Consider the following 19,686-nt stretch of genomic DNA (forward strand, 5'->3'; position numbering starts at 1 on the left):
GTGCGTTCAAGGGCGAGCATGAAACTACTCGAAACATATATATTGCGGCGTGTCGGCCAGATGTTTCTCGTGGCCCTGCTCCCGGTGCTCGCGATCATCTGGACCACCCAGGTCCTGCAGCGCATCAACCTGGTGACCGACAGCGGCCAGTCGATCGGCTCCTTCGCCGCGCTTGCGACACTGATCCTGCCGTCGATCATTCCCATCGTGCTGCCCTTTGCACTCGTCATCGGCATTACCCAGACGCTGACGACGATGAACAATGATTCCGAGCTGACCGTGATCGACGCCGCAGGCGCCCGCCGCACCATCCTAGCGCGGCCGATCCTGCTGCTTGCGGTCCTCATCAGCGTCTTCTCGTTATTCGTCGACAATGTCGTCGAGCCACGCGCGAAGACGGTCGTGCGGCAGATGATCGCCGCTACTTATGCCGATCTTCTTTCGTCCGTGATCGAGGAAAAGACCTTCCGCAAGATCGATGAAGGCCTCTATGTGCAGATCTCGCAGCGGCTCGCTGGCCGCACGCTCAAAGGTCTCTTCGTCGCAGACGAGCGCGAGCCGAATAACGAACTCATCTATTATGCGCGCGAAGGCGCCGTGGATGATATCGGCACGTCGCTGATCATGCATGATGGCGAAGTCCATCGCAAAACGCCCGATGGAAACGTCTCGGTCATCAAGTTCGATTCCTATTCCTTCGACCTTTCGGATATGACGGAAAATAACGGACAGGCGACGCTTCGCGCGAGCGACCGCGATCTCGCCTTCCTGCTCAATCCCGATCCGAAAGATCCTGATTACATCGCCAAGCCCGGCAGCTATACCGCCGAGCTGCATCGCCGCCTGACCGACTGGATGCTTCCCTTCGTTTTCGCGCTGTTCTCGCTCGCCATAGCCGGGGATGCGCGATCGCATCGCGAGGCACGCATGCATCCGATGATCGGCGCACTGGGCCTCGCGTTCGTCCTGCGCTGGGCGGCGTTTTACGTTGCCAACCAGATCGACAAAAGCACGATCTATATCCCGATCCTCTATGCGATCCCTATCGTGACCAGCCTGGTTTCGATTATTTTCCTGAACATGCATAAGCGGCTCGCCATGCCGCTCGCCGTCAGAAATCGCACCTCGACGATCTGGAAGCGCGCGCAGAAGCGGGTACTTGCCGCGACGGACCGGACCGGCGGAGGCGCTGTGCGATGATTTTCGGGACGTTGTCGCGGTATTTCTTCCGCCGGTATGTCGTGACCACGATGTGGTTCCTGATCGGCATGAGCGCCATCACCTTTCTGCTGGACTTCAGCGAGACGGCAAGCCGCATCTCCAATTTCCCCGGCTACACGCTAGGGGGTGCTGTGCTGCTCACCGCCGTTCGCCTGCCGTTGATCCTGCAACAGACCATCCCCTTCGTGGCGCTGTTCGTCGGCATCACCGTGCTGATCGGCCTCAACCGGAAATATGAACTCGTCGTCACCCGTGCGGCCGGCATCTCGGTCTGGCAGTTCATGCTGCCTTTTATCGCCGGGTCACTGATTCTCGGCGTGCTGACGGTGGTGGCGCTCAATCCGCTCGCCGCCTGGGGCCAGAGGCAGGCAACGCAATTCGAAACGGCCTGGCGCGGTCAGGACAATGCCATGATCAAAGCGCTGCAGGTTCCGTGGCTGCGCCAGATCAGCGGCCGCGACGATGTCATCATCGGCGCCAAGACCGTGCTGGAGAACGGCACGCTGCTCGTGGACGCCGTGCTTGTCCACTTCGATTCCGCCGGTCAGGTCATTCTGAGGCAGGATGCCTCATCCGCCAAATTGGAAGATGGTTACTGGCAGCTTAACAACGTCGTCGAACGCAAGCCTGGGGAAATCCCGGTGCGTAAGGCTATGGAGCAGCTTCGTACCAATCTGAAGCAGGACTTCATCAAGGAGCGGCTGACAGCGCCGGAAACAATTGGTTTCTTTGACCTTTCCAACCGTATCGCTGCCGCCAAATCCTTCGGGATATCCACGAAGGCGCTCGAGACTCAATTCAACTCTTTGCTGTCGCAGCCGCTGCTCTTGGTGGCCATGACTCTCATTGCTGCAACAGTGTCTCTGAAATTTAGCCGGTTCAACCAGTCACGCTCTGTGATTCTGCGGTGGAATCCTTTCAGGCTTCATGCTTTATGTCGTCACCGTGCTTGTAAAAGCATTCGGAAGCAGCGGTGTCGTGCCGCCGTTTGTGGCGACTTGGATACCAGTGATCGTGGCGCTCGCTTTAGGCGCGACGATCCTGCTTCATCAGGAGGATGGCTAGTGGCGGTAGGCGACCGCAAGGTGTTTAGTAAACAGTTGGTTGCCCTGCTCTTAGGCGCAGCTCTGTGTTCCTATTTTGAAAATGCTCCGCTGGCCTACGGCCAGGAGAACGGTACGGGCATGCCTGCAATCGGCCAGAATATCTCGCCGGATGCGAAGCTGATGCTGTCTGCGAACGAGCTTGTCTATAATAAGGACCAGGAGCTCGTCTCTGTGATCGGCGGCGTGCAGATCAACTACGGCGGCTACAGGCTGGTCGCCCAGAAGGTCGACTACAACCAGAAGACCGGCCGCATGATGGCGACCGGCAACATCGAAATGGTGACGCCCGACGGCAACCGAATCTATGCCGACCACCTGGATGTGACCGACAATTTCGCGGACGGCTTCATGAATGCGCTGCGAATTGAGACAAGCGATAATACCCGCCTCGTTGCCGAAACCGGCCAGCGAGTTGGCGGTACGCAGATGATTCTGAATAAAGGCGTCTACACGGCCTGCTTGCCCTGCGCCGAAAAGCCCGAACGCGCGCCTTTCTGGCAGGTCAAGGCCGAACGCGTTATCCAGAACAGTGAGAAGCACACGATCCGCCTTGAAAAGGCGCGATTCCAGCTGCTTGGCCGTTCGCTCGCATACCTGCCGTGGATCGAAGTCCCCGATAATACCGTGAAGCGCAAGTCGGGCTTCCTGTTCCCGTCGATGAGCATTTCGCAAAATCTCGGCTACGGTCTCTCCGTTCCCTATTATTACGTCATCTCCCCGAGTTCGGATTTCACCGTTACGGGCACCGGCTATACTTCGCAGGGCTTCATGCTTGAGGGCGAATATCGCCGCCGCTTCGAAAACGGCACGATGACGATGCACATTGCCGGCATCGATCAGATGAACCCCAGCAATTTCAGCGAAGGTACAAGCGATGCCGAGGCTGAACAGCGCGGCATGGTCGCATCGGCGGGGCACTTCAGGATCAATCCCCGCTGGAGCTTCGGCTGGGATGTAATGGTGCAGAGCGACAACAACTTCTCACGCACCTACAAGATTGACGGCTACGATGACACGCCGCACTCCAACACCGTATACCTGACGGGTCTCGGCAAGCGGAACTACTTCGACCTGCGCGCCTTCTATTTCGACGTACAGGACGCCGACCGCAACAGCACCGCGGAAAAGCAGCAGGCGATCGTCTATCCGACGCTTGACTATCACTATGTCGCGCCGCAGCCACTTGCCGGCGGTGAGCTTTCCGCAGATGTCAATCTCACCAACATTTCGCGCACCCACGACGACTTTTATAATGTCGCAGGTTTCGACCGCTTCCGCGGCCTGGAGGGTCAGACGACCCGCTTGAGCACGGAACTGCAGTGGAAGCGCACCTTCGTGACGTCGACCGGCCTGGTGATCACACCGTTGCTCGCAGCACGTGGCGATGCTTTCGCGCTCAACATGGACAGTCCTGTCGACGCCAACGGCGTTCCGTATGCCGGCAACTATCTCGACGATAGTGCGGCAACGCGCGGAATGCTCACTGCCGGGCTGGAAATGCGCTATCCGATCCTGTTCACGACCAGCAACAGCACGCATGTTCTGGAGCCGATCGCCCAGATCTATGCGCGGCCTGACGAGCCGCTCGCAGGCCGGTTGCCGAACGAAGACGCACAGAGCTTCGTCTTCGACGCGACGAACCTTTTCGATCGCGACAGGTTCTCCGGCTACGACCGTATCGAAGGCGGAACCCGCGCAAACCTCGGCTTCCAATACACCGGCACCTTCGATAGCGGCTACAAGCTGCACGGCATCTTTGGACAGTCCTATCAGCTCGCCGGTCAGAATTCGTTTGCGACCGACGACCTCGTGAATGTCGGCGCCGAATCCGGCCTAGAGACCGATCGTTCCGACTATGTCGGCCTCGGCGGCATCGAAATGCCTTTCGGTCTTTCCGTTGCGGCTTCCTATCGACTGGACGAGAAGGATTTCTCCTTCAATCGCGGCGATTTGACCACGGCCTATCAGAACGATACTTTCTCGGGCCAGGTCACCTATACGCACGTGAGCGCCCAGCCGGCATATGGCTTTGCCGAAGACCAAGACGAGATTCAGACAAACGCCAGGGTCAAGTTCAAGGACTATTGGTCGATCTTCGGCGGCATTGCCTGGGATCTGAACAACGATGTCGTCACCAGACGCACGCTCGGCATTTCCTATCAGGACGAGTGCACGATCTTCACCATCGCCTATACGGATGCCCGCGATACGTCGGATCAAACGGCAAGCGACTGGACCATCGCTGCCCGCCTGACCTTCCGCACGCTCGGCGATATCAGGCTGGGCACGGGTGACGCTGCGAATAATCTCTGATGACATATGGACGGCCGGAAATCTCCGGCCGGGCCATTCTTTCGCCGTAAGCCTGTGCAGGACATTGCGACCAGTCGTTATGTGAGACATTGGGTGTCGCGAGCAAGAGATGCGATTTCCGCTTGTCTCAGTGTATGGTAAGAACGCCGCGCGCTGGATCGTGCGGCGCTATCGGGAGGTCAACAGATGATTGACGCGAAGAAAACCGTAACCACGCTTATTGCAGGCGCAGCCTTCATGCTTGCTGCCTTCAGTACCCCCGTCTTCGCCGCAAGCGAAGTCAAGGCGGTAGTAAATGGTACCGCGATTACCAGTGGCGACGTTGCAAAGCGACAGGCCTTCATGCGCCTGCAGCGCTTGAAACCGGACGCCAAGGCTGCCGAAGAACAACTTGTCGACGAGACGCTGAAGCGGCAGGAAATCTCTCGCGTGCGCATGTCCGTCTCGCAGGACGACGTCAACGCCTCCTTCGCTCGTTTCGCCGCCAGTAACAAGCTTTCCGTAGAGCAGATGGGGCAGATCCTCGACCGCGCCGGCGTTGGCGTCGATCATTTCAAGAACTTCATTGCCGTGCAGATGAGTTGGCCGCGTATTGTCAATGCGCGCTACGGCTCCAGCGCACGTATCTCGAATTACGATCTGGTCAACCGCATGATGCAGAATAACAAGCAGAAGCCGGTGACGACAGAATACATGCTGCAGCAGGTCATCTTCGTGGTTCCGCCAGCCAAGCGAAATGCGATTACGGCCAAGCGCAAGAGCGAGGCAGAGGCATCACGCTCCAAATATCCGGGCTGTGATCAGGCTAAGACTTTCGCCGCCACCATGCGGGACGTTTCGATCCGCGAGCTCGGCCGTATGCTGGCTCCGGAAATTCCCGCGGAATGGAAGGACCTCGTCGCACAGGCCAAGGGCAACACGACGGCAACGCGCGTGACCGATAAGGGCGTGGAATATCTGGCAATCTGCAGCCAGCGTCAGGTTTCGGACGACCAGGCCGCGGAAATGGTGTTCCGCCAGGAAGACCTCGACAAGGCCAAGTCGGATAAGGCCGCAGCGCCGGAGAACGAAAACAGCACCAAATATCTGGATGAACTGCGCAAGCACGCGCAGATCATCTATCGCTGATTTTCCATGGCGACACCGTTTTCGCGACCGCTTGCGCTGACGCAGGGCGACCCGGCCGGCGTAGGCCCTGATATCACACTCATGGCCTGGCTTCGCCGACGCGAGCTTGGGCTGCCGCCATTCTTCCTGATCGGCGATCCCGATGTGCTTGCGGTACGGGCACGACAGCTCGGCCTTGATGTTCCCCTTCGCAGCATCGGCAATTCAGCCGAAAGCCTCGGTGTATTTGCGGACGCGCTGCCTGTCCTGGCGATACCCGCAGGCGTCGATGTTGCGGCGGGAGAGCCGCATGTCGCGACGGCGAAGGGTACGATCGCCTCGATCGAGACGGCGGTAGCACTCGTCATGCGGGGCGAAGCGCTTGCGGTCGTGACCAATCCGATCGCCAAGTCGGTGCTCTATGAGGCAGGATTCAAATTCCCAGGCCATACGGAATTCCTTGCCGATCTTGCCATGCATGTGACCGGTCAGTCGGTCATGCCCGTCATGATGCTTGCCGGACCAAAACTGCGCGCCATTCCTGTCACCATCCACATTCCGCTCAAGGATGTGCCGCAGGCGTTGACGCTCGGCCTGATCGTCGAAACCTGCCGGATCGCAGACAGGGATCTGACGCAGCGATTCGGGATCGACTCCCCGCGCCTGGCCATTGCAGGGCTCAATCCACATGCGGGCGAAGGCGGCGCGATCGGTAAGGAGGATGAGACCATCATCCTTCCGGCGGTGCAGATCCTTCGTGACGAGGGTATCGATGCGATCGGCCCCCTCCCCGCCGACACGATGTTTCATGACGAAGCACGGGCGCGTTATGACGTGGCCGTCTGCATGTATCACGATCAGGCGCTGATCCCGGCCAAGGCGCTCGGTTTCGACGATTCCGTCAATGTGACGCTCGGCCTTCCTTTCGTGCGCACCTCCCCCGATCATGGCACCGCCTTCGGCATCGCAGGCAAGGGACTTGCCCGCGAGACGAGCCTCGTTGCCGCGCTGAAGCTCGGCGCGCAGCTTGGCCGCACTGCGGAAAGCCATCCTTGATGGCTGCACTCGACGGTCTGCCACCGCTTCGCGAGGTTATCCAGCGTCATGGGCTTGATGCGCGCAAGGCGCTCGGGCAGAATTTCCTGCTCGATCTCAACCTGACGCAGAAAGTTGCCCGCACGGCCGGCGCGCTTGATGACGCGACGGTCTTTGAGGTCGGTCCCGGTCCCGGCGGCTTGACGCGGGCCATACTGGCGCTCGGTGCGAAGAAGGTCATCGCGGTCGAGCGCGATGCACGCTGCTTGCCGGCTCTCGCCGAGATAGCCGACCATTATCCCGGACGGCTTGAGGTCTTCGAGGGCGATGCGCTGAAGACCGATTTCGAGGCGCTGGCGCCGGAAGGTCCCATCAAGATCATCGCCAACCTGCCCTATAATGTCGGTACCCAGCTTCTGGTAAACTGGCTGCTGCCGAAGGCATGGCCGCCCTTCTGGCAATCTCTGACGCTGATGTTCCAGAAGGAAGTCGGCGAGCGGATCGTCGCCTCCGAAGACGACGATCACTATGGCCGCCTCGGCGTGCTTACGGGATGGCGCACACATTCCCACATGGCATTCGATATTCCGCCACAGGCTTTCACGCCGCCGCCGAAGGTCACCTCGACGGTGGTCCACCTGACGCCGAACGAAAACCCGATCCCCTGCTCTGTCGCCAATCTGGAGAAGGTGACGCAGGCAGCCTTCGGCCAGCGCCGCAAGATGCTGCGCCAGAGCCTGAAGCCAATCGGCGGGGAGAGCTTGCTTGTCAAAGCCGGCATCGATCCGGCGCGGCGCGCGGAGACTCTTTCGGTGGAGGAATTCTGCCGGCTGGCGAACAGCCTTTAAAGAACCGGCGTCTCTTCCAGCAATTCGCGGACGAAATCGAACATGCCGTGGCGACGGTCGCGGCGCAGGCGCTCGGCCTTGACAATCGATTGCACCGCATCGAAGGCAGCGTTCAGGTCATCATTGATGATGACGTAGTCATATTCGCGCCAGTGGGCGATCTCGGCACGGGAATTGGCCAGGCGCGTCTGGATGACCTCCTCGGAATCCTCGGCGCGGCGATGCAGGCGGGATTGCAGCTCGGTCATGGTCGGCGGCAGTACGAAGATCGAGACCACATCGGCCTGCATCTTCTGCTGCAATTGCTGAGCGCCCTGCCAGTCGATATCGAACAGCATGTCGCGGCCTTCGGACATGGCCTGCTCAACCGGCTCGCGGGGCGTGCCGTAGAAATTGCCGTGAACCTCGGCCCATTCCAGCAGAGAATCGGAATCGCGCAGCCGCTCGAATTCCCGCACGGTCTTGAAATGATAGTGAACGCCTTCCACTTCGCTCGGCCGGCGCTGGCGTGTCGTAACGCTGATGGAAAGGCCGATCTGCTTGTCCGTTTCCAGAAGCGTACGCGCGATGGTGGATTTACCGGCGCCCGAGGGCGACGAGATGACCAGCATCAGACCGCGACGGGCGATGTGGATGGGCGAGATTTTCGCCGGGCTCATATCCTACTCCAAATTCTGGACCTGCTCGCGGAACTGATCGATCACCACCTTCAGCTCGATGCCGGCTGCGGTGACGGCCGATGCGTTCGACTTCGAGCAGATTGTATTCGATTCTCGGTTAAATTCCTGTGCAAGGAAATCGAGCTTTCGGCCAACCGGGCCACCTTTTGTCACGAGATCGCGGGCGGCGGCGACATGGGCCTTCAGCCGATCGATCTCTTCGCGCAGATCCGCCTTGGTGGCGAGCAATGCTGCTTCGGCGTGCAGCCGGTCACGGTCGAGCCCGCCCGCTCCCTCCATGAGGAGTGCGACCTGCGCGGAAAGCCTTGTCGCGATCTCCTGCGGCGAGCGCGAGGGATCGGCCTCGATCGTGCTTGTCAGAGCTTCGATCGTCGTGACATGGCCGAGAAGCACACGCGCGAGTGCTGCTCCCTCATGCTCACGCATAGCCCTGAGATCGGAAAGAGCAGCCATCAGTCCAGACAGGATATCGGCATCGCGCGCGGCAATCGCCTCTTCGCTGTCCTGCGTCTCGCGGAAATCGACGAGGCCGCGGATGGAAAGCAGGGTATCGAGCCTCAGCGGCGCCGGATCGATGAGACCTTCCAGCTTGTCGCGCATGGAGAGAACGGCGGCGAAGGCATCCTGATTGAGCACGGCTTCAAGCTGGCTTTCGCCTGTCGTCAGGGACAACGTGGCCTGCAGGTTGCCGCGGCTGAAATTCTCGCCGGCAATGCGGCGAACATCCGTTTCGAGGCGCTCCAGACCGGGCGGGAGGCGGAGGCGGAGATCAAGGCCCTTGCCGTTGACCGAACGCAGTTCCCATGCCCAGCGCCAGCGGCCGGTCGTTCCCTCGCGCCGCGCAAAACCAGTCATGGACTGCAGTGCCATCAAAGGCCTCCCGATATCAGTTGATCTTCTTTTTCTTCGGCGGAACCGCGGATGTATTGTCCGCAGGCTGGTCCTCCGGCTGTCCGTCGACGACAATTTCGGGATCGGCGCCCTTGTCGGCTTCCAGCTTACGCCAGCGCTTGACGTTGGCGTTGTGGTCTTCGAGCGTTGCCGCAAAGACGTGGCCGCCGGTGCCATCGGCAACGAAATAGAGGTCCTGCGTCTTCCAGGGATTGGCGACAGCTTCCAGCGCGTCTTTGCCGGGATTGGCGATCGGCGTCGGCGGCAAGCCCTTGATGACGTAGGTATTGAAGGGCGTCTCTTTTTTCAGGTCCGACTGATAGATCGGCCGGTCTGCAGGTTTACCATCGCCACCGAAGAGACCGTAGATGATGGTCGGATCGGACTGCAGACGCATGCCCTTGCCCAGACGGTTCAGGAAGACGGAGGCGACATGAGCGCGCTCGTCCGGCACTCCCGTCTCCTTCTCGACGATGGAGGCGAGCGTGACGAACTCTTCCTTGCTCTTCAAAAGCAGGGACGGATCACGCCGTTCCCAGATTTGGTCGACCAGCTTCTGCTGGGCGGCAGCCATCTGATCGATGATCTCAGACCGCTTGGTGCCGCGCGAGAACTTGTAGGTATCGGGCCGCAGGCTGCCTTCTGCCGGCAGAGCCGCCGGCAGGTCGCCTTCGAGCACCGGATCGTCCAGCATGCGGTCGAACATCTGCCGCACCGTCAGACCTTCGGGGAAGGAGACGGAATAGAGGATCGACTTGCCTGATTTCAGAAGCTCCATGATCTCGTTCATGGATGCATGCGCCTTGATCTCGTATTCACCCGCCTTGAGGCTTTCGCCGGCGCTCAGATGCGTCGCGGTCAGATAACGGAAGACGCGCGCGTCCGAGATGATGAGATTGCGCTCGAGATTCGTGGCGATTTCCGCGAGGCCTGCGCCATTGCGGACGATGAAGTTGGTGTTCGTCTGCAGCGGGCCGGGATTCTGATAGGCAGTAATGGCGTAGTAGAAGCCGATGAGACCGGCGATGCAGACGACCACAGCCATGGTCATGACGAAATTCAGGAAGAGGACGACCTGGCTGCGGGCATTCCTGGAGCGCTTCGGCGGCTCGGGAACACGTTCCGGGCGCAGGGCTTCGCTCGGCGATTTCGGGATGATCGGTCCCTTCTGCGCCGGCTGGCCGTTGTCGCTGCTCTGGTTGGTCGTATCGCTCACCGGCAATCCTCTAAAACTTGGCCCCCGCTTCGCTATTTCGCGAAGTAATGCGGCAAAAACAGGTTCTGCCGCGCTTCATGACGCCGTTTGACGTTCGCCCGTGCTCGGTGAACCGCCTGTTACGCGACGTAGCGGCGCAACACGAGCGATGCATTCGTGCCGCCGAATCCGAACGAGTTGGATAGCGCCACGTTAATTTCTCGCTCACGAGCCTTGTGCGGAACAAGATCGATCGCAGTCTCCCGCTCAGGATTGTCGAGATTGAGCGTCGGAGGGGCGACGTTATCCCGAATTGCGAGGGTCGTGAAGATCGCCTCGATGGCGCCGGCAGCACCGAGCAGGTGGCCGGTCGCGGATTTGGTCGACGACATCGAGATCTTCGACGCTGCATTGCCGACGAGGCGCTCGACGGCACCGAGCTCGATCGTATCGGCCATGGTCGAGGTGCCGTGGGCGTTGATGTAGTCGATATCTGCAGGCGTCAGGGCGGCGCGCTTCAGCGCCATGGTCATGCAGCGGAACGCGCCGTCGCCGTCTTCCGACGGAGCGGTGATGTGGAAGGCATCGCCGGAAAGCCCGTAACCGACCACTTCGGCATAGATCTTGGCGCCGCGTGCCAGCGCATGGTCGAGCTCTTCGAGTACCACGATACCGGCGCCCTCGCCCATGACGAAACCATCACGGTCCTTGTCATAGGGGCGCGACGCCTTCTGCGGGTCGTCGTTGTGCTGCGTCGACAGTGCCTTGCAGGCGGCAAAGCCGGCAAGCGAAATGCGGCTGACCGGAGATTCCGTGCCGCCGGCTACCATGACATCGGCATCGCCGAGCGCGATAAGGCGGGCAGCATCACCAATGGCATGCGCACCGGTGGAGCAGGCGGTGACGACCGAATGGTTCGGGCCGCGCAGCTTGTGGCGAATGGAAACCTGGCCGGAGACGAGGTTGATTAGTCGGCCTGGAATGAAAAAAGGAGAGATGCGGCGCGGGCCCTTGTCGCGCAGCGTATAGCCGGCTTCGACAATGCCTTCGATGCCGCCGATGCCGGAGCCGATCAGCACGCCTGTCGCGATCTGGTCCTCATCGGTTTCGGGATGCCAGTCGGCATCCTTGAGCGCCATATCGGCGGCGGCCATGCCGTAGATAATGAAGGGGTCTACCTTGCGCTGTTCCTTCGGCTCCATCCAGTCGTCAGCATTGAAGGTGCCGTCCGAACCATCGCCAACGGGAATGCGGCAAGCAATCTTGGCAGGGAGATCATCGACCTCGAATTCGGTCACGAGGCGGGCGCCGTTTGCTCCCGCACGCAGGCGGGACCAGGTAATTTCTGCTCCGCATCCCAAGGGCGATACCATGCCGGCACCTGTTATGACGACCCTTCTCATCGACTGCTTTCCCCCGTCTGTTATGTTTTATGGAGAAACATGCTCAAAAGAAAAGGGCGGACTCTTGGCCCGCCCTTTCTCGAATGCGCAGAATCAGGCCTGAGCCTTTTCAATAAACTTCACGGCATCGCCAACCGTCAGGATCGAGTCAGCGGCATCATCGGGGATTTCAACGCCGAATTCTTCTTCGAAGGCCATGACCAGTTCGACCGTGTCGAGCGAGTCTGCGCCCAGATCGTCGATAAAGCTGGCGCTCTCGACGACCTTGTCGGCATCGACGCCAAGATGATCAATAACAATTTTCTTTACGCGTTCTGCGATATCGCTCATGTCGGTTTCCTCGACCTTATGTCCTGATCGGAATGTCTTTCTGACACCCCTACCCTGTTTCAGCCTGCGATGCTTTCAGACATCCTCGGCAAACTCGTTTACCCGGCTTTAGAGAAGTCCCAGGCTTGCGAAAAGCCCGCCGGTCCGTCTGCTTTTTTCGGGACGACTGTTGACAGTCATGGCCCGCTTAACATGCTTTAAGTCTGCCGCAAAGCCAGAAAATCAACCGTTCGTGATTGCTCAACACGCTATTGGCTGAAATCGGCGGCTGCGGCAGCTAATCGTTTCAGATCATGGCCATGCCGCCGTTTACGTGCAGCGTCTGACCCGTCATATAGGCCGCTTCCGAGGAGGCGAGATAGACGACGGCAGAGGCCACTTCGGCACCGGTTCCCATGCGCTTCATGGGGATCGCACCCATGATCGTTTCCTTCTGCTTGTCGTTCAGCTTGCCGGTCATGGCGCTTTCGATGAAGCCCGGCGCAACGCAGTTGACCGTCACGTTGCGGGTGGCGATTTCCTGTGCCAGCGACTTCGAGAAGCCGATCATGCCCGCCTTGGAGGCGCAGTAGTTGGCTTGGCCCGGGTTGCCGGTGACGCCGACGATCGAGGTGATGTTGATGATGCGGCCATACCGGCGGCGCATCATCGGATGGGTGAGCTCGCGTGTCAGGCGGAAGGTCGCCGTCAGGTTCACTTCGAGAACGGCATCCCAGTCTTCGTCGCTCATGCGCACGAAGAGGCCGTCCTTGGTGATGCCGGCGTTGTTGACCAGGATATCGACGCCTTCGAGATCGGCTTCCGCCTTCTGGCCGAGAGCCTTCACCTCATCGCGATCCGACAGGTTCGCCGGGAAGATCTTGACGCGGTCGCCTAGCTCATTTGCCAAGGCCTCGAGCTTTTCGACACGGGTGCCGTGCAGGCCGACAATGGCGCCCTGTTTATGGAGAAGGCGGGCGATTTCTTCGCCAATGCCGCCCGATGCGCCGGTGACGAGAGCCTTGCGGCCGGAAAGATCGAACATGGGAACGTTCCTTATATGAAGTGGGGCAATCAGGCCGTGAGAGCGGTAATGGCAGCGTCGATATCGGCAGGGCCGTTTACAGAGACGCCATTGATATTCTTGTCGATGCGGCGCGCAAGGCCGGTCAGCACCTTGCCGGCACCGAGTTCATAGAGCGTTGTGACGCCATTTGCGGCGAACCATTCCACCGTTTCGCGCCAGCGAACCTGTCCGGTGACCTGCTCGACGAGAAGTGCGGCGATCTCCTCAGCGTCAGTGACTGGAGCAGCGCGGACATTGGCGATGACAGGCACGGCCGGATTGGTCTTCTTCACACCGGCGAGTGCCTCACGCATGGCGTCTGCGGCAGGCGCCATCAGCTTCGAATGGAAGGGAGCGGAGACCGGCAGCAGGATGGCGCGTTTAGCGCCCTTGTCGGTCGCAAGGCCGGCGGCCTTTTCGACGGCCGACTTCTCACCTGATATGACGAGCTGGCCGCCGCCATTGTCATTGGCGATCTGACAGGAGCCGATCGCTGCGGCTTCTTCGCAGATGGCCTGCACGTCGGCATGTTCGAGGCCGATGATGGCGGCCATGGCGCCGACACCGACAGGCACGGCGGCCTGCATGGCGTTGCCGCGGATGCGCAGAAGTCGAGCCGTGTCGGCGATCGAGAAAGTGCCGGCGGCACAGAGGGCGGAATATTCGCCGAGCGAATGGCCGGCGACGTAAGCGACCTTCGCCTTCAGGTCGAGGCCCTTGGCTTCCAGAACGCGGATGACGGCCATCGAGACGGCCATCAGCGCCGGCTGGGCGTTTGCCGTCAGCGTCAGCTTGTCCTCGGGACCGTTGAAGATGACATCGGAAAGCTTTTCACCGAGCGCTTCATCGACCTCTTCGAAAACGGTGCGGGCTTCCGCAAAATTCTCGGCGAGATCCTTGCCCATGCCGACGGCCTGGCTGCCCTGGCCGGGAAAAGTGAAAGCAATGGTCATTTTTCGGTCCCTCGATAGTGCCCATTGGGCCATTTCGCCTCCAATTGACATTCTTTCTTTCAGAGTCAAGTGGCGGCAGATTCTCTCCAAAGCCTTTCGCCCCAGCGGGAACACCTGGTTTTTCCTCTTGCGCTTCGGCAAATCCGGCCTAGATTTGCGCGGCTCTTCCCAAGCCCTTTCTTTCTCAGACCACGCCCAAGGTTTCCGATGAAATACAATAAATTAGGCCGTACAGATATTTCCGTTTCCGAGATTTGCCTTGGCACTATGACCTGGGGCACGCAGAACAGCGAGGCGGAAGCCCATGAACAGATGGACTACGCTGTCCAGGAAGGCATCAATTTCTTCGATACTGCCGAGCTTTATCCGACCACGCCCGTTTCGGCAGAAACGCAGGGCCGCACGGAAGACTATATCGGCAGCTGGTTCGAAAAGACCGGCAAGCGCAAGGATATCGTGCTCGCCACCAAGGTCGCCGGCACCGGCCGTTCCTATCTGCGCGACGGTGAAGGCGCCGATTCCAAGAACATAAGGCTCGCGGTCGACTCCAGCCTGAAGCGGCTCAAGACCGACTATATCGATCTCTATCAGGTCCACTGGCCGAACCGCGGCCATTTCCATTTCCGGCAGAACTGGCACTATGATCCTTTCAAGCAGGACCGCGCCAAAGCCGTCGCCAACATGACAGACATTGTCGAAACCATGGGCGCGTTGGTGAAGGAAGGTAAGATCCGTGCCTTCGGCCTGTCCAACGAAACGACCTGGGGTATCCAGAAATATTTGACGCTGTCCAAGCAGATGGACCTGCCGCGCGTCGCCAGCGTCCAGAACGAATACAATCTCCTCTACCGCCATTTCGATCTCGACCTGGCGGAACTCTCCCACCACGAAGATGTCGGCCTGCTCGCCTATTCGCCGCTTGCCGCCGGCATCCTGACCGGCAAGTACATCAACGGCCAGAAGCCGGCGGGCACGCGCGCATCGATCAACGGCGACCTCGGCGGCCGGTTGCAGCCGCTGCAGGAAGCGCCGACGAAGGCCTATCTCGACATCGCCGCCCGCCATGGCCTCGATCCCTCGCAGATGGCGCTTGCCTTCTGCCTGACCCGCCGCTTCATGACCTCGGTCATTATCGGCGCGACAACGATGGCGCAGCTGAAGACGGATATCGGCTCGGCGAACGTGGCGCTCAGCAACGATGCGCTTGCCGAGATCGAGAAGGTTCACCGGCAGTATCCGATGCCGCTCTGAGAGCTTTCTGTCCCAAATATGTGGAGGCGCGAGCAATCGCGCCTCTTTTATTCCCAGCGGCGTCTACCAATGTTTGTAGCTGCATTTCGCACTTCGCTGTTAAGTGGCATTTAATCGATCACCGGCACCATCCCGCTCAGTTTCAGCAATGATTTTCCCGCCATGACAGCGGCCATCGATCTTCGGGCTTCATGAGAAGGCAAAGAAGACGGGAGGAGCTTTGCAGTGATCGGTATTTCCCAGACATTTCATGCCCGTTTCCGCGGCGAGTATGCGCTTCAGCTGCTTCAGAGCGCGTCAATCAACAATGGCGGCGGCAAACATGAACCTGGTGTCTTCGCCCAAGTCGGTGTCACAGCGGCCGGCGCAAATGGTGGCGCAATCGACAGCATCATGCGGATCATCATGGATGCGAAGGGTAATGCCGGCGTGCTGATCAACTCCCCTGGCGGCACAGCCTCAGTGACGACAGGCAGCGGGAATGATGTTGTCGATATCACCGCCAATGAGGTCAACAAGGTATCGACCGGACGCGGCGACGACGTCATCAACATCCGCGCCGGGGGACAAGGCCAGGAACAGACCTCCAATCCCGCCGTGGCGCACATCAACTCGGGCAGAGGCGACGACTCCATCTCGATTACCAGCGGCGGGAATGTCGCCTGGGTTGATGGCGGCGGCGGTGACGATCAAATTTCCATCGAAACAACTGCTGATGTCAGCGGGCCGCTCGGCACCATTGAAAATCTGGTCAAGGGGATCGGCTCCACCGGCGGCGGCAAAGGCGACGATACGATCGTCCTTGAAAGCACGACCAGCGTGAGGAGCACCGATGGCGACGATGGCAACGACACAATCAACATCAGTTCCGCTGCCTTTGCGTTTAGTACGGCAGGCGGGAAAGGCGATGACGCGATAACCGTCAGCTCGCGGAATGTATTCAGCGTTGACGGCGGCAGCGGCGATGATCTCATCGAAGTGACGGCCGTCAATGCGAGCGGTATCGATGGCGGCGACGGCAACGACGTCATCTCCGTCAATGCGACGGCTGCTGCGTACAATATTTCCGGCGGCAAGGGCGATGATTATGTCGTCATCAACAGCACATCCACCGTGCAATCGACCTATCATTTCGCCGAGGGCGATGGTCACGATATCATCGAGACGAACAATCCCTTGGAGATCATGCGCTTCAGTTCTGATGGAACCGACCGGGGTGACATGGCAGATGCTGTCATAGAACGGCAGGGCAATACACTGCAGATCAGTTTTGCCGACAGCGCAGATACGATAACGATCAACCTCACTGGCCGCATGGCGGAGGCAGAGAGTTTGCAATTCGCCTATAAGAGCGGAACACAATCGCTGCTGATTGCCGACGACCAGTTCTTCGTCGATAATCCACCGGGACAGACCGTCTTCGTCCGGCCCGAGGTGACGAAATAAGGTTTCTTGCCCGGTTCCCTTGCCTTTCGCTCAAAAATCCGTATAAGCGCGCCTGTTCGTTAACCCGGTCTTCTGGCTGGTGGCTGAACGGAGGGCCGGTTTGCTTCATGCGAACCGTTCGGAACGGAAGCGTTCCAGCCTCCCGTGTCTCCGCTCTCGACCGTCTCGGAAACGCTTTTCTTGCTTGGCGCTTATCGCCTCTCAGGAGCAGTCGTTGAGGCTTAGCCGCCGAATGCCGGGTTCTGATCAACGCAAGAAAGGCAAAGCTGTCATGGCTCTTTATGAACATGTATTCCTTGCCCGACAGGATATCACGTCGCAGCAGGTCGATGCCCTCGTAGAACAGTACAAGGGCGTGATCGAAGCAAACGGCGGTAAAGTCGGGCGTATCGAAAACTGGGGCCTCAAGTCCCTCACCTACCGCATCAAGAAGAACCGCAAGGCTCACTACGCCCTGATGGACATTGATGCACCGGCAGCTGCGATCCAGGAAATGGAACGCCAGATGCGCATCAGCGAAGACGTTCTTCGCTACATGACCATCGCTGTTGAAAAGCACGAAGACGGTCCGTCTGCCATGATGCAGAAGCGCGACCGCGACGACCGTGGCCCGCGTGAAGGCGGCGACCGTGGCCCGCGCCGCGAATTCGGCGATCGTCCGCCGCGCCGTGACGGCGACTTCCAGCGTGGCCCGCGTCCTGATCGCGCTCCCCGCGAAGACCGTGCATAAGGAGAAATAAGAATGTCTGAATCTTCCTCCGCTCCGGTCCGTCGTCCGTTCCATCGTCGTCGCAAGACCTGCCCGTTCTCGGGTGCAAACGCTCCGCGGATCGACTACAAGGACGTCCGTCTCCTGCAGCGCTACATTTCCGAGCGCGGCAAGATCGTTCCGTCCCGCATCACGGCCGTTTCCCAGAAGAAGCAACGCGAACTCGCCCAGGCGATCAAGCGCGCCCGCTTCCTCGGCCTGCTGCCGTACGTCGTAGCATAACTGACTATTGGAGCCCCGGATTTCCGATCCGGGGCTTCCTCCCTTCCGCGATGGGCGCGGATCGGAACCTGAAAACCCATGTTGAGGCATCTCCCGAACTCTCTCAGGGAAATCCTCTAACTGCTTGATGAAGCAGGACAGCGAAGTGACAAAACTGAACCCGAAAACGCTTGCGATCGGCGCACTCGCCGGATTGACCGCCGCCTTGCTTGTGCTTGGCGCGAGCATGCAGCCGTCGTTCAGTGCTGTGCTTTACGCCGCTTCCGCACTTCCGATCCTGCTCGTCGGCCTCGGCTGGGGCAATCTCGCCGCCATTTCCGCTGTCGTCACCGCTGCTGTGCTCGGCGCGATTGCCATTTCGCCTTCCTTCGCGCTCGTCATGACGCTGGTGACGCTGCTGCCGGCAGGCTGGCTGAGCCACCTTGCGAACCTTGCGCGCCCGGCCTCCGAACTCGGCGGCCCCGACAATCTGCTCGCCTGGTATCCGCTTTCCGATATCCTGCTGCATCTCTGCGGTCTCGTCACCTTTGCCGTCATCGTGACCGGCATCATGATCGGCTACGGGCCTGAGATCACCGACCAGATGGTCGATGTGCTGATGGCCTCGCTGCAGGAGCAGCAGCCGACATTCGTTCCGGATCCCGTCGCGACTGCGCAAACGAAGTCGCTCGTCGTCCTGATGCTGCCGGCTCTGCAGGGCGCCATCTGGGTGGTAATGCTGTTTGCCGCCTATTACATCGCGACGCGCATCGTTGCCGCTTCCGGTAAAGGCCTGCGCCCGCGCGAGGATATCCCCTCGTCGCTGCGCATGAACCGCAATTCGATCTTCATCTTCCTCGCCGGTCTTGCCGCCACCTTCATGGGCGGCATTCCGGCGATGATCGGCGCCACGGTGGTCGGAGCCTTCGGTGCCGGCTTCCTGATGTCCGGCTTCGCCGCGCTGCATTTCCGCACGCGCGGCAAGGACTGGCGCTTGCCGGCCCTCATCCTCTGCTACCTGGCATCCACCATGATGCTGCCAGCCCTTTTCATCCTCGTGCTTGGTCTCGCCGATACCCGCAAGGCGATCGCCCTGACCCCGACCAAGGATGCTGATGCCCCCAAACAACCCGATAGCGAAATCTGAGAATAAGAAAGGAAAAACACCATGGACGTCATCCTCCTCGAACGCATCTCCAAGCTTGGCCAGATGGGCGAAACCGTAAAGGTTCGCGACGGCTTCGCACGCAACTACCTCCTGCCGCTCGGCAAGGCACTGCGCGCCAATGCTGCCAACAAGGCTCGTTTCGAAGCCGAGCGCGCGACGCTCGAAGCTCGTAACCTCGAGCGCAAGTCCGAAGCCCAGAAGGTCGCCGACGTTCTCGACGGCAAGTCCTTCATCGTCGTCCGCTCTGCCGGCGAAACCGGCCAGCTCTACGGCTCCGTCGCTGCCCGTGACGTCGTCGACATTCTGGCCGCCGAAGGCTTCAACATCGCTCGCAACCAGGTTCACCTCAACACGCCGATCAAGGCAATCGGCCTGCACAAGGTCGAGCTGCAGCTCCATGCTGAAGTTGAGATCAACATCGAGCTGAACGTTGCCCGTTCCTCCGAAGAAGCCGAGCGTCAGTCCAAGGGCGAAGAGCTCACCTCTGTCGACGCCATCTATGGCGTTGACGAAGACGCCCTGCGTCCGGAAGACTTCTTCGATCCGGAAGCCGACGGCATCGACGAAGACGAAGCATAATTTCTGTTTTCAGACAGGACGGAAAGCCCGGCTCGCGCCGGGCTTTTTTGTTGCTTAGATGTGGGTCTTCAGAAGAATGTCGGGCTTTTCTGCTGCGCCTTCCAATCAGGGGCGATAAGATAACGGAATGTTGGAATGACGAAGT

At 59.8% G+C, this 19,686-nt stretch carries 18 protein-coding genes and 1 pseudogene; 12 read left to right on the forward strand and 7 right to left on the reverse strand.

Annotated elements, in window-relative coordinates; all coding sequences use genetic code 11:
* Positions 1 to 18 precede the first annotated feature (18 nt).
* The 6 genes and pseudogenes from ACR9ZQ_RS19245 (at position 19) to rsmA (ending at position 7,630) form a co-directional block, all read left to right on the forward strand.
* A complete protein-coding gene (locus ACR9ZQ_RS19245; protein WP_481428560.1) occupies positions 19 to 1,200 on the forward strand; it encodes an LptF/LptG family permease in 1,182 nt (393 codons plus the stop codon).
* Positions 1,197 to 2,286: pseudogene (lptG, locus tag ACR9ZQ_RS19250) on the forward strand (LPS export ABC transporter permease LptG). Before ACR9ZQ_RS19245 ends, lptG begins: the two are co-directional and overlap by 4 nt.
* Positions 2,286 to 4,640 (forward strand): LPS-assembly protein LptD, encoded by a 2,355-nt coding sequence (locus tag ACR9ZQ_RS19255; protein ID WP_481428561.1) that lies wholly within the window; start codon positions 2,286 to 2,288, stop codon positions 4,638 to 4,640. Before lptG ends, ACR9ZQ_RS19255 begins: the two are co-directional and overlap by 1 nt.
* A gap of 186 nt (positions 4,641 to 4,826) precedes the next feature.
* Complete coding sequence (locus ACR9ZQ_RS19260) at positions 4,827 to 5,768, forward strand: SurA N-terminal domain-containing protein (protein WP_481428562.1); 942 nt, start codon at positions 4,827 to 4,829, stop codon at positions 5,766 to 5,768.
* Between the two features lie 6 nt (positions 5,769 to 5,774).
* Positions 5,775 to 6,803 carry a 4-hydroxythreonine-4-phosphate dehydrogenase PdxA gene (pdxA, locus tag ACR9ZQ_RS19265; protein WP_481428563.1) on the forward strand — a complete coding sequence of 343 codons (1,029 nt, stop codon included), beginning with the start codon at positions 5,775 to 5,777 and terminating at the stop codon, positions 6,801 to 6,803.
* Positions 6,803 to 7,630, forward strand: a complete 828-nt coding sequence (gene rsmA / locus ACR9ZQ_RS19270; RefSeq protein WP_481428564.1) for a 16S rRNA (adenine(1518)-N(6)/adenine(1519)-N(6))-dimethyltransferase RsmA — start codon at positions 6,803 to 6,805, stop codon at positions 7,628 to 7,630. The genes pdxA and rsmA overlap by 1 nt, the downstream gene beginning before the upstream one ends.
* Here the strand turns inward: rsmA and gmk are convergent.
* The 7 genes from gmk to fabD form a co-directional block, all read right to left on the reverse strand.
* Entirely contained in the window at positions 7,627 to 8,289 is a 663-nt protein-coding gene (gene gmk / locus ACR9ZQ_RS19275) for a guanylate kinase (protein ID WP_481428565.1), read from the reverse strand. The two genes, rsmA and gmk, sit on opposite strands and share 4 nt — an antisense overlap.
* 3 nt (positions 8,290 to 8,292) lie before the next feature.
* On the reverse strand, positions 8,293 to 9,180 hold the full coding sequence (locus ACR9ZQ_RS19280) for a YicC/YloC family endoribonuclease (protein WP_481428566.1): 888 nt from the start codon (positions 9,178 to 9,180) through the stop codon (positions 8,293 to 8,295).
* A gap of 16 nt (positions 9,181 to 9,196) precedes the next feature.
* Positions 9,197 to 10,417: an endolytic transglycosylase MltG gene (gene mltG, locus ACR9ZQ_RS19285; RefSeq protein WP_310382859.1), complete on the reverse strand. Its 1,221-nt coding sequence runs from the start codon at positions 10,415 to 10,417 to the stop codon at positions 9,197 to 9,199.
* 119 nt (positions 10,418 to 10,536) lie between these two features.
* Positions 10,537 to 11,799, reverse strand: a complete 1,263-nt coding sequence (fabF, locus tag ACR9ZQ_RS19290; protein ID WP_481428567.1) for a beta-ketoacyl-ACP synthase II — start codon at positions 11,797 to 11,799, stop codon at positions 10,537 to 10,539.
* 93 nt (positions 11,800 to 11,892) lie between these two features.
* The gene (locus tag ACR9ZQ_RS19295) at positions 11,893 to 12,129 is read right to left on the reverse strand and encodes an acyl carrier protein (RefSeq protein WP_003547058.1); all 237 of its coding nucleotides are present in this window, start codon (positions 12,127 to 12,129) and stop codon (positions 11,893 to 11,895) included.
* Positions 12,130 to 12,415: 286 nt separating this feature from the next.
* Positions 12,416 to 13,153 (reverse strand): 3-oxoacyl-[acyl-carrier-protein] reductase, encoded by a 738-nt coding sequence (gene fabG / locus ACR9ZQ_RS19300; protein WP_113311640.1) that lies wholly within the window; start codon positions 13,151 to 13,153, stop codon positions 12,416 to 12,418.
* Between the two features lie 29 nt (positions 13,154 to 13,182).
* A complete protein-coding gene (gene fabD, locus ACR9ZQ_RS19305) occupies positions 13,183 to 14,127 on the reverse strand; it encodes an ACP S-malonyltransferase (protein WP_481428568.1) in 945 nt (314 codons plus the stop codon).
* 207 nt (positions 14,128 to 14,334) lie between these two features.
* Here fabD and ACR9ZQ_RS19310 point away from each other — a divergent pair, with 207 nt between their 5' ends.
* The 6 genes from ACR9ZQ_RS19310 (at position 14,335) to rplI (ending at position 19,541) form a co-directional block, all read left to right on the forward strand.
* A complete protein-coding gene (locus ACR9ZQ_RS19310) occupies positions 14,335 to 15,378 on the forward strand; it encodes an aldo/keto reductase (protein ID WP_481428569.1) in 1,044 nt (347 codons plus the stop codon).
* Between the two features lie 225 nt (positions 15,379 to 15,603).
* Positions 15,604 to 16,824, forward strand: coding sequence for an autotransporter outer membrane beta-barrel domain-containing protein (locus tag ACR9ZQ_RS19315; protein ID WP_481428570.1), 1,221 nt, complete (start codon positions 15,604 to 15,606; stop codon positions 16,822 to 16,824).
* 271 nt (positions 16,825 to 17,095) lie between these two features.
* On the forward strand, positions 17,096 to 17,554 hold the full coding sequence (gene rpsF / locus ACR9ZQ_RS19320) for a 30S ribosomal protein S6 (RefSeq protein WP_007820237.1): 459 nt from the start codon (positions 17,096 to 17,098) through the stop codon (positions 17,552 to 17,554).
* 12 nt (positions 17,555 to 17,566) lie between these two features.
* Complete coding sequence (rpsR, locus tag ACR9ZQ_RS19325) at positions 17,567 to 17,815, forward strand: 30S ribosomal protein S18 (protein ID WP_007531286.1); 249 nt, start codon at positions 17,567 to 17,569, stop codon at positions 17,813 to 17,815.
* 127 nt (positions 17,816 to 17,942) lie between these two features.
* Entirely contained in the window at positions 17,943 to 18,941 is a 999-nt protein-coding gene (locus ACR9ZQ_RS19330; RefSeq protein WP_477820233.1) for a DUF2232 domain-containing protein, read from the forward strand.
* Positions 18,942 to 18,962: 21 nt separating this feature from the next.
* Positions 18,963 to 19,541 carry a 50S ribosomal protein L9 gene (gene rplI, locus ACR9ZQ_RS19335; RefSeq protein ID WP_481428571.1) on the forward strand — a complete coding sequence of 193 codons (579 nt, stop codon included), beginning with the start codon at positions 18,963 to 18,965 and terminating at the stop codon, positions 19,539 to 19,541.
* Positions 19,542 to 19,686: the final 145 nt, after the last annotated feature.

The sequence above is a fragment of the Rhizobium sp. KNZ14-9A genome, from assembly GCF_056755015.1.

What these genes read in the sequence shown, in the direction of transcription:
- gmk (WP_481428565.1), bottom strand. Translation starts at nt 8,289, where the DNA reads ATGAGCCCGGCGAAAATCTCGCCCATCCACATCGCCCGTCGCGGTCTG.
- rsmA (WP_481428564.1), top strand. Translation starts at nt 6,803, where the DNA reads ATGGCTGCACTCGACGGTCTGCCACCGCTTCGCGAGGTTATCCAGCGT.
- ACR9ZQ_RS19330 (WP_477820233.1), top strand. Translation starts at nt 17,943, where the DNA reads ATGAAGCAGGACAGCGAAGTGACAAAACTGAACCCGAAAACGCTTGCG.
- ACR9ZQ_RS19260 (WP_481428562.1), top strand. Translation starts at nt 4,827, where the DNA reads ATGATTGACGCGAAGAAAACCGTAACCACGCTTATTGCAGGCGCAGCC.
- ACR9ZQ_RS19245 (WP_481428560.1), top strand. Translation starts at nt 19, where the DNA reads ATGAAACTACTCGAAACATATATATTGCGGCGTGTCGGCCAGATGTTT.
- rpsF (WP_007820237.1), top strand. Translation starts at nt 17,096, where the DNA reads ATGGCTCTTTATGAACATGTATTCCTTGCCCGACAGGATATCACGTCG.
- rpsR (WP_007531286.1), top strand. Translation starts at nt 17,567, where the DNA reads ATGTCTGAATCTTCCTCCGCTCCGGTCCGTCGTCCGTTCCATCGTCGT.
- pdxA (WP_481428563.1), top strand. Translation starts at nt 5,775, where the DNA reads ATGGCGACACCGTTTTCGCGACCGCTTGCGCTGACGCAGGGCGACCCG.
- fabD (WP_481428568.1), bottom strand. Translation starts at nt 14,127, where the DNA reads ATGACCATTGCTTTCACTTTTCCCGGCCAGGGCAGCCAGGCCGTCGGC.
- ACR9ZQ_RS19310 (WP_481428569.1), top strand. Translation starts at nt 14,335, where the DNA reads ATGAAATACAATAAATTAGGCCGTACAGATATTTCCGTTTCCGAGATT.
- rplI (WP_481428571.1), top strand. Translation starts at nt 18,963, where the DNA reads ATGGACGTCATCCTCCTCGAACGCATCTCCAAGCTTGGCCAGATGGGC.
- ACR9ZQ_RS19280 (WP_481428566.1), bottom strand. Translation starts at nt 9,180, where the DNA reads ATGGCACTGCAGTCCATGACTGGTTTTGCGCGGCGCGAGGGAACGACC.
- fabF (WP_481428567.1), bottom strand. Translation starts at nt 11,799, where the DNA reads ATGAGAAGGGTCGTCATAACAGGTGCCGGCATGGTATCGCCCTTGGGA.
- fabG (WP_113311640.1), bottom strand. Translation starts at nt 13,153, where the DNA reads ATGTTCGATCTTTCCGGCCGCAAGGCTCTCGTCACCGGCGCATCGGGC.
- ACR9ZQ_RS19295 (WP_003547058.1), bottom strand. Translation starts at nt 12,129, where the DNA reads ATGAGCGATATCGCAGAACGCGTAAAGAAAATTGTTATTGATCATCTT.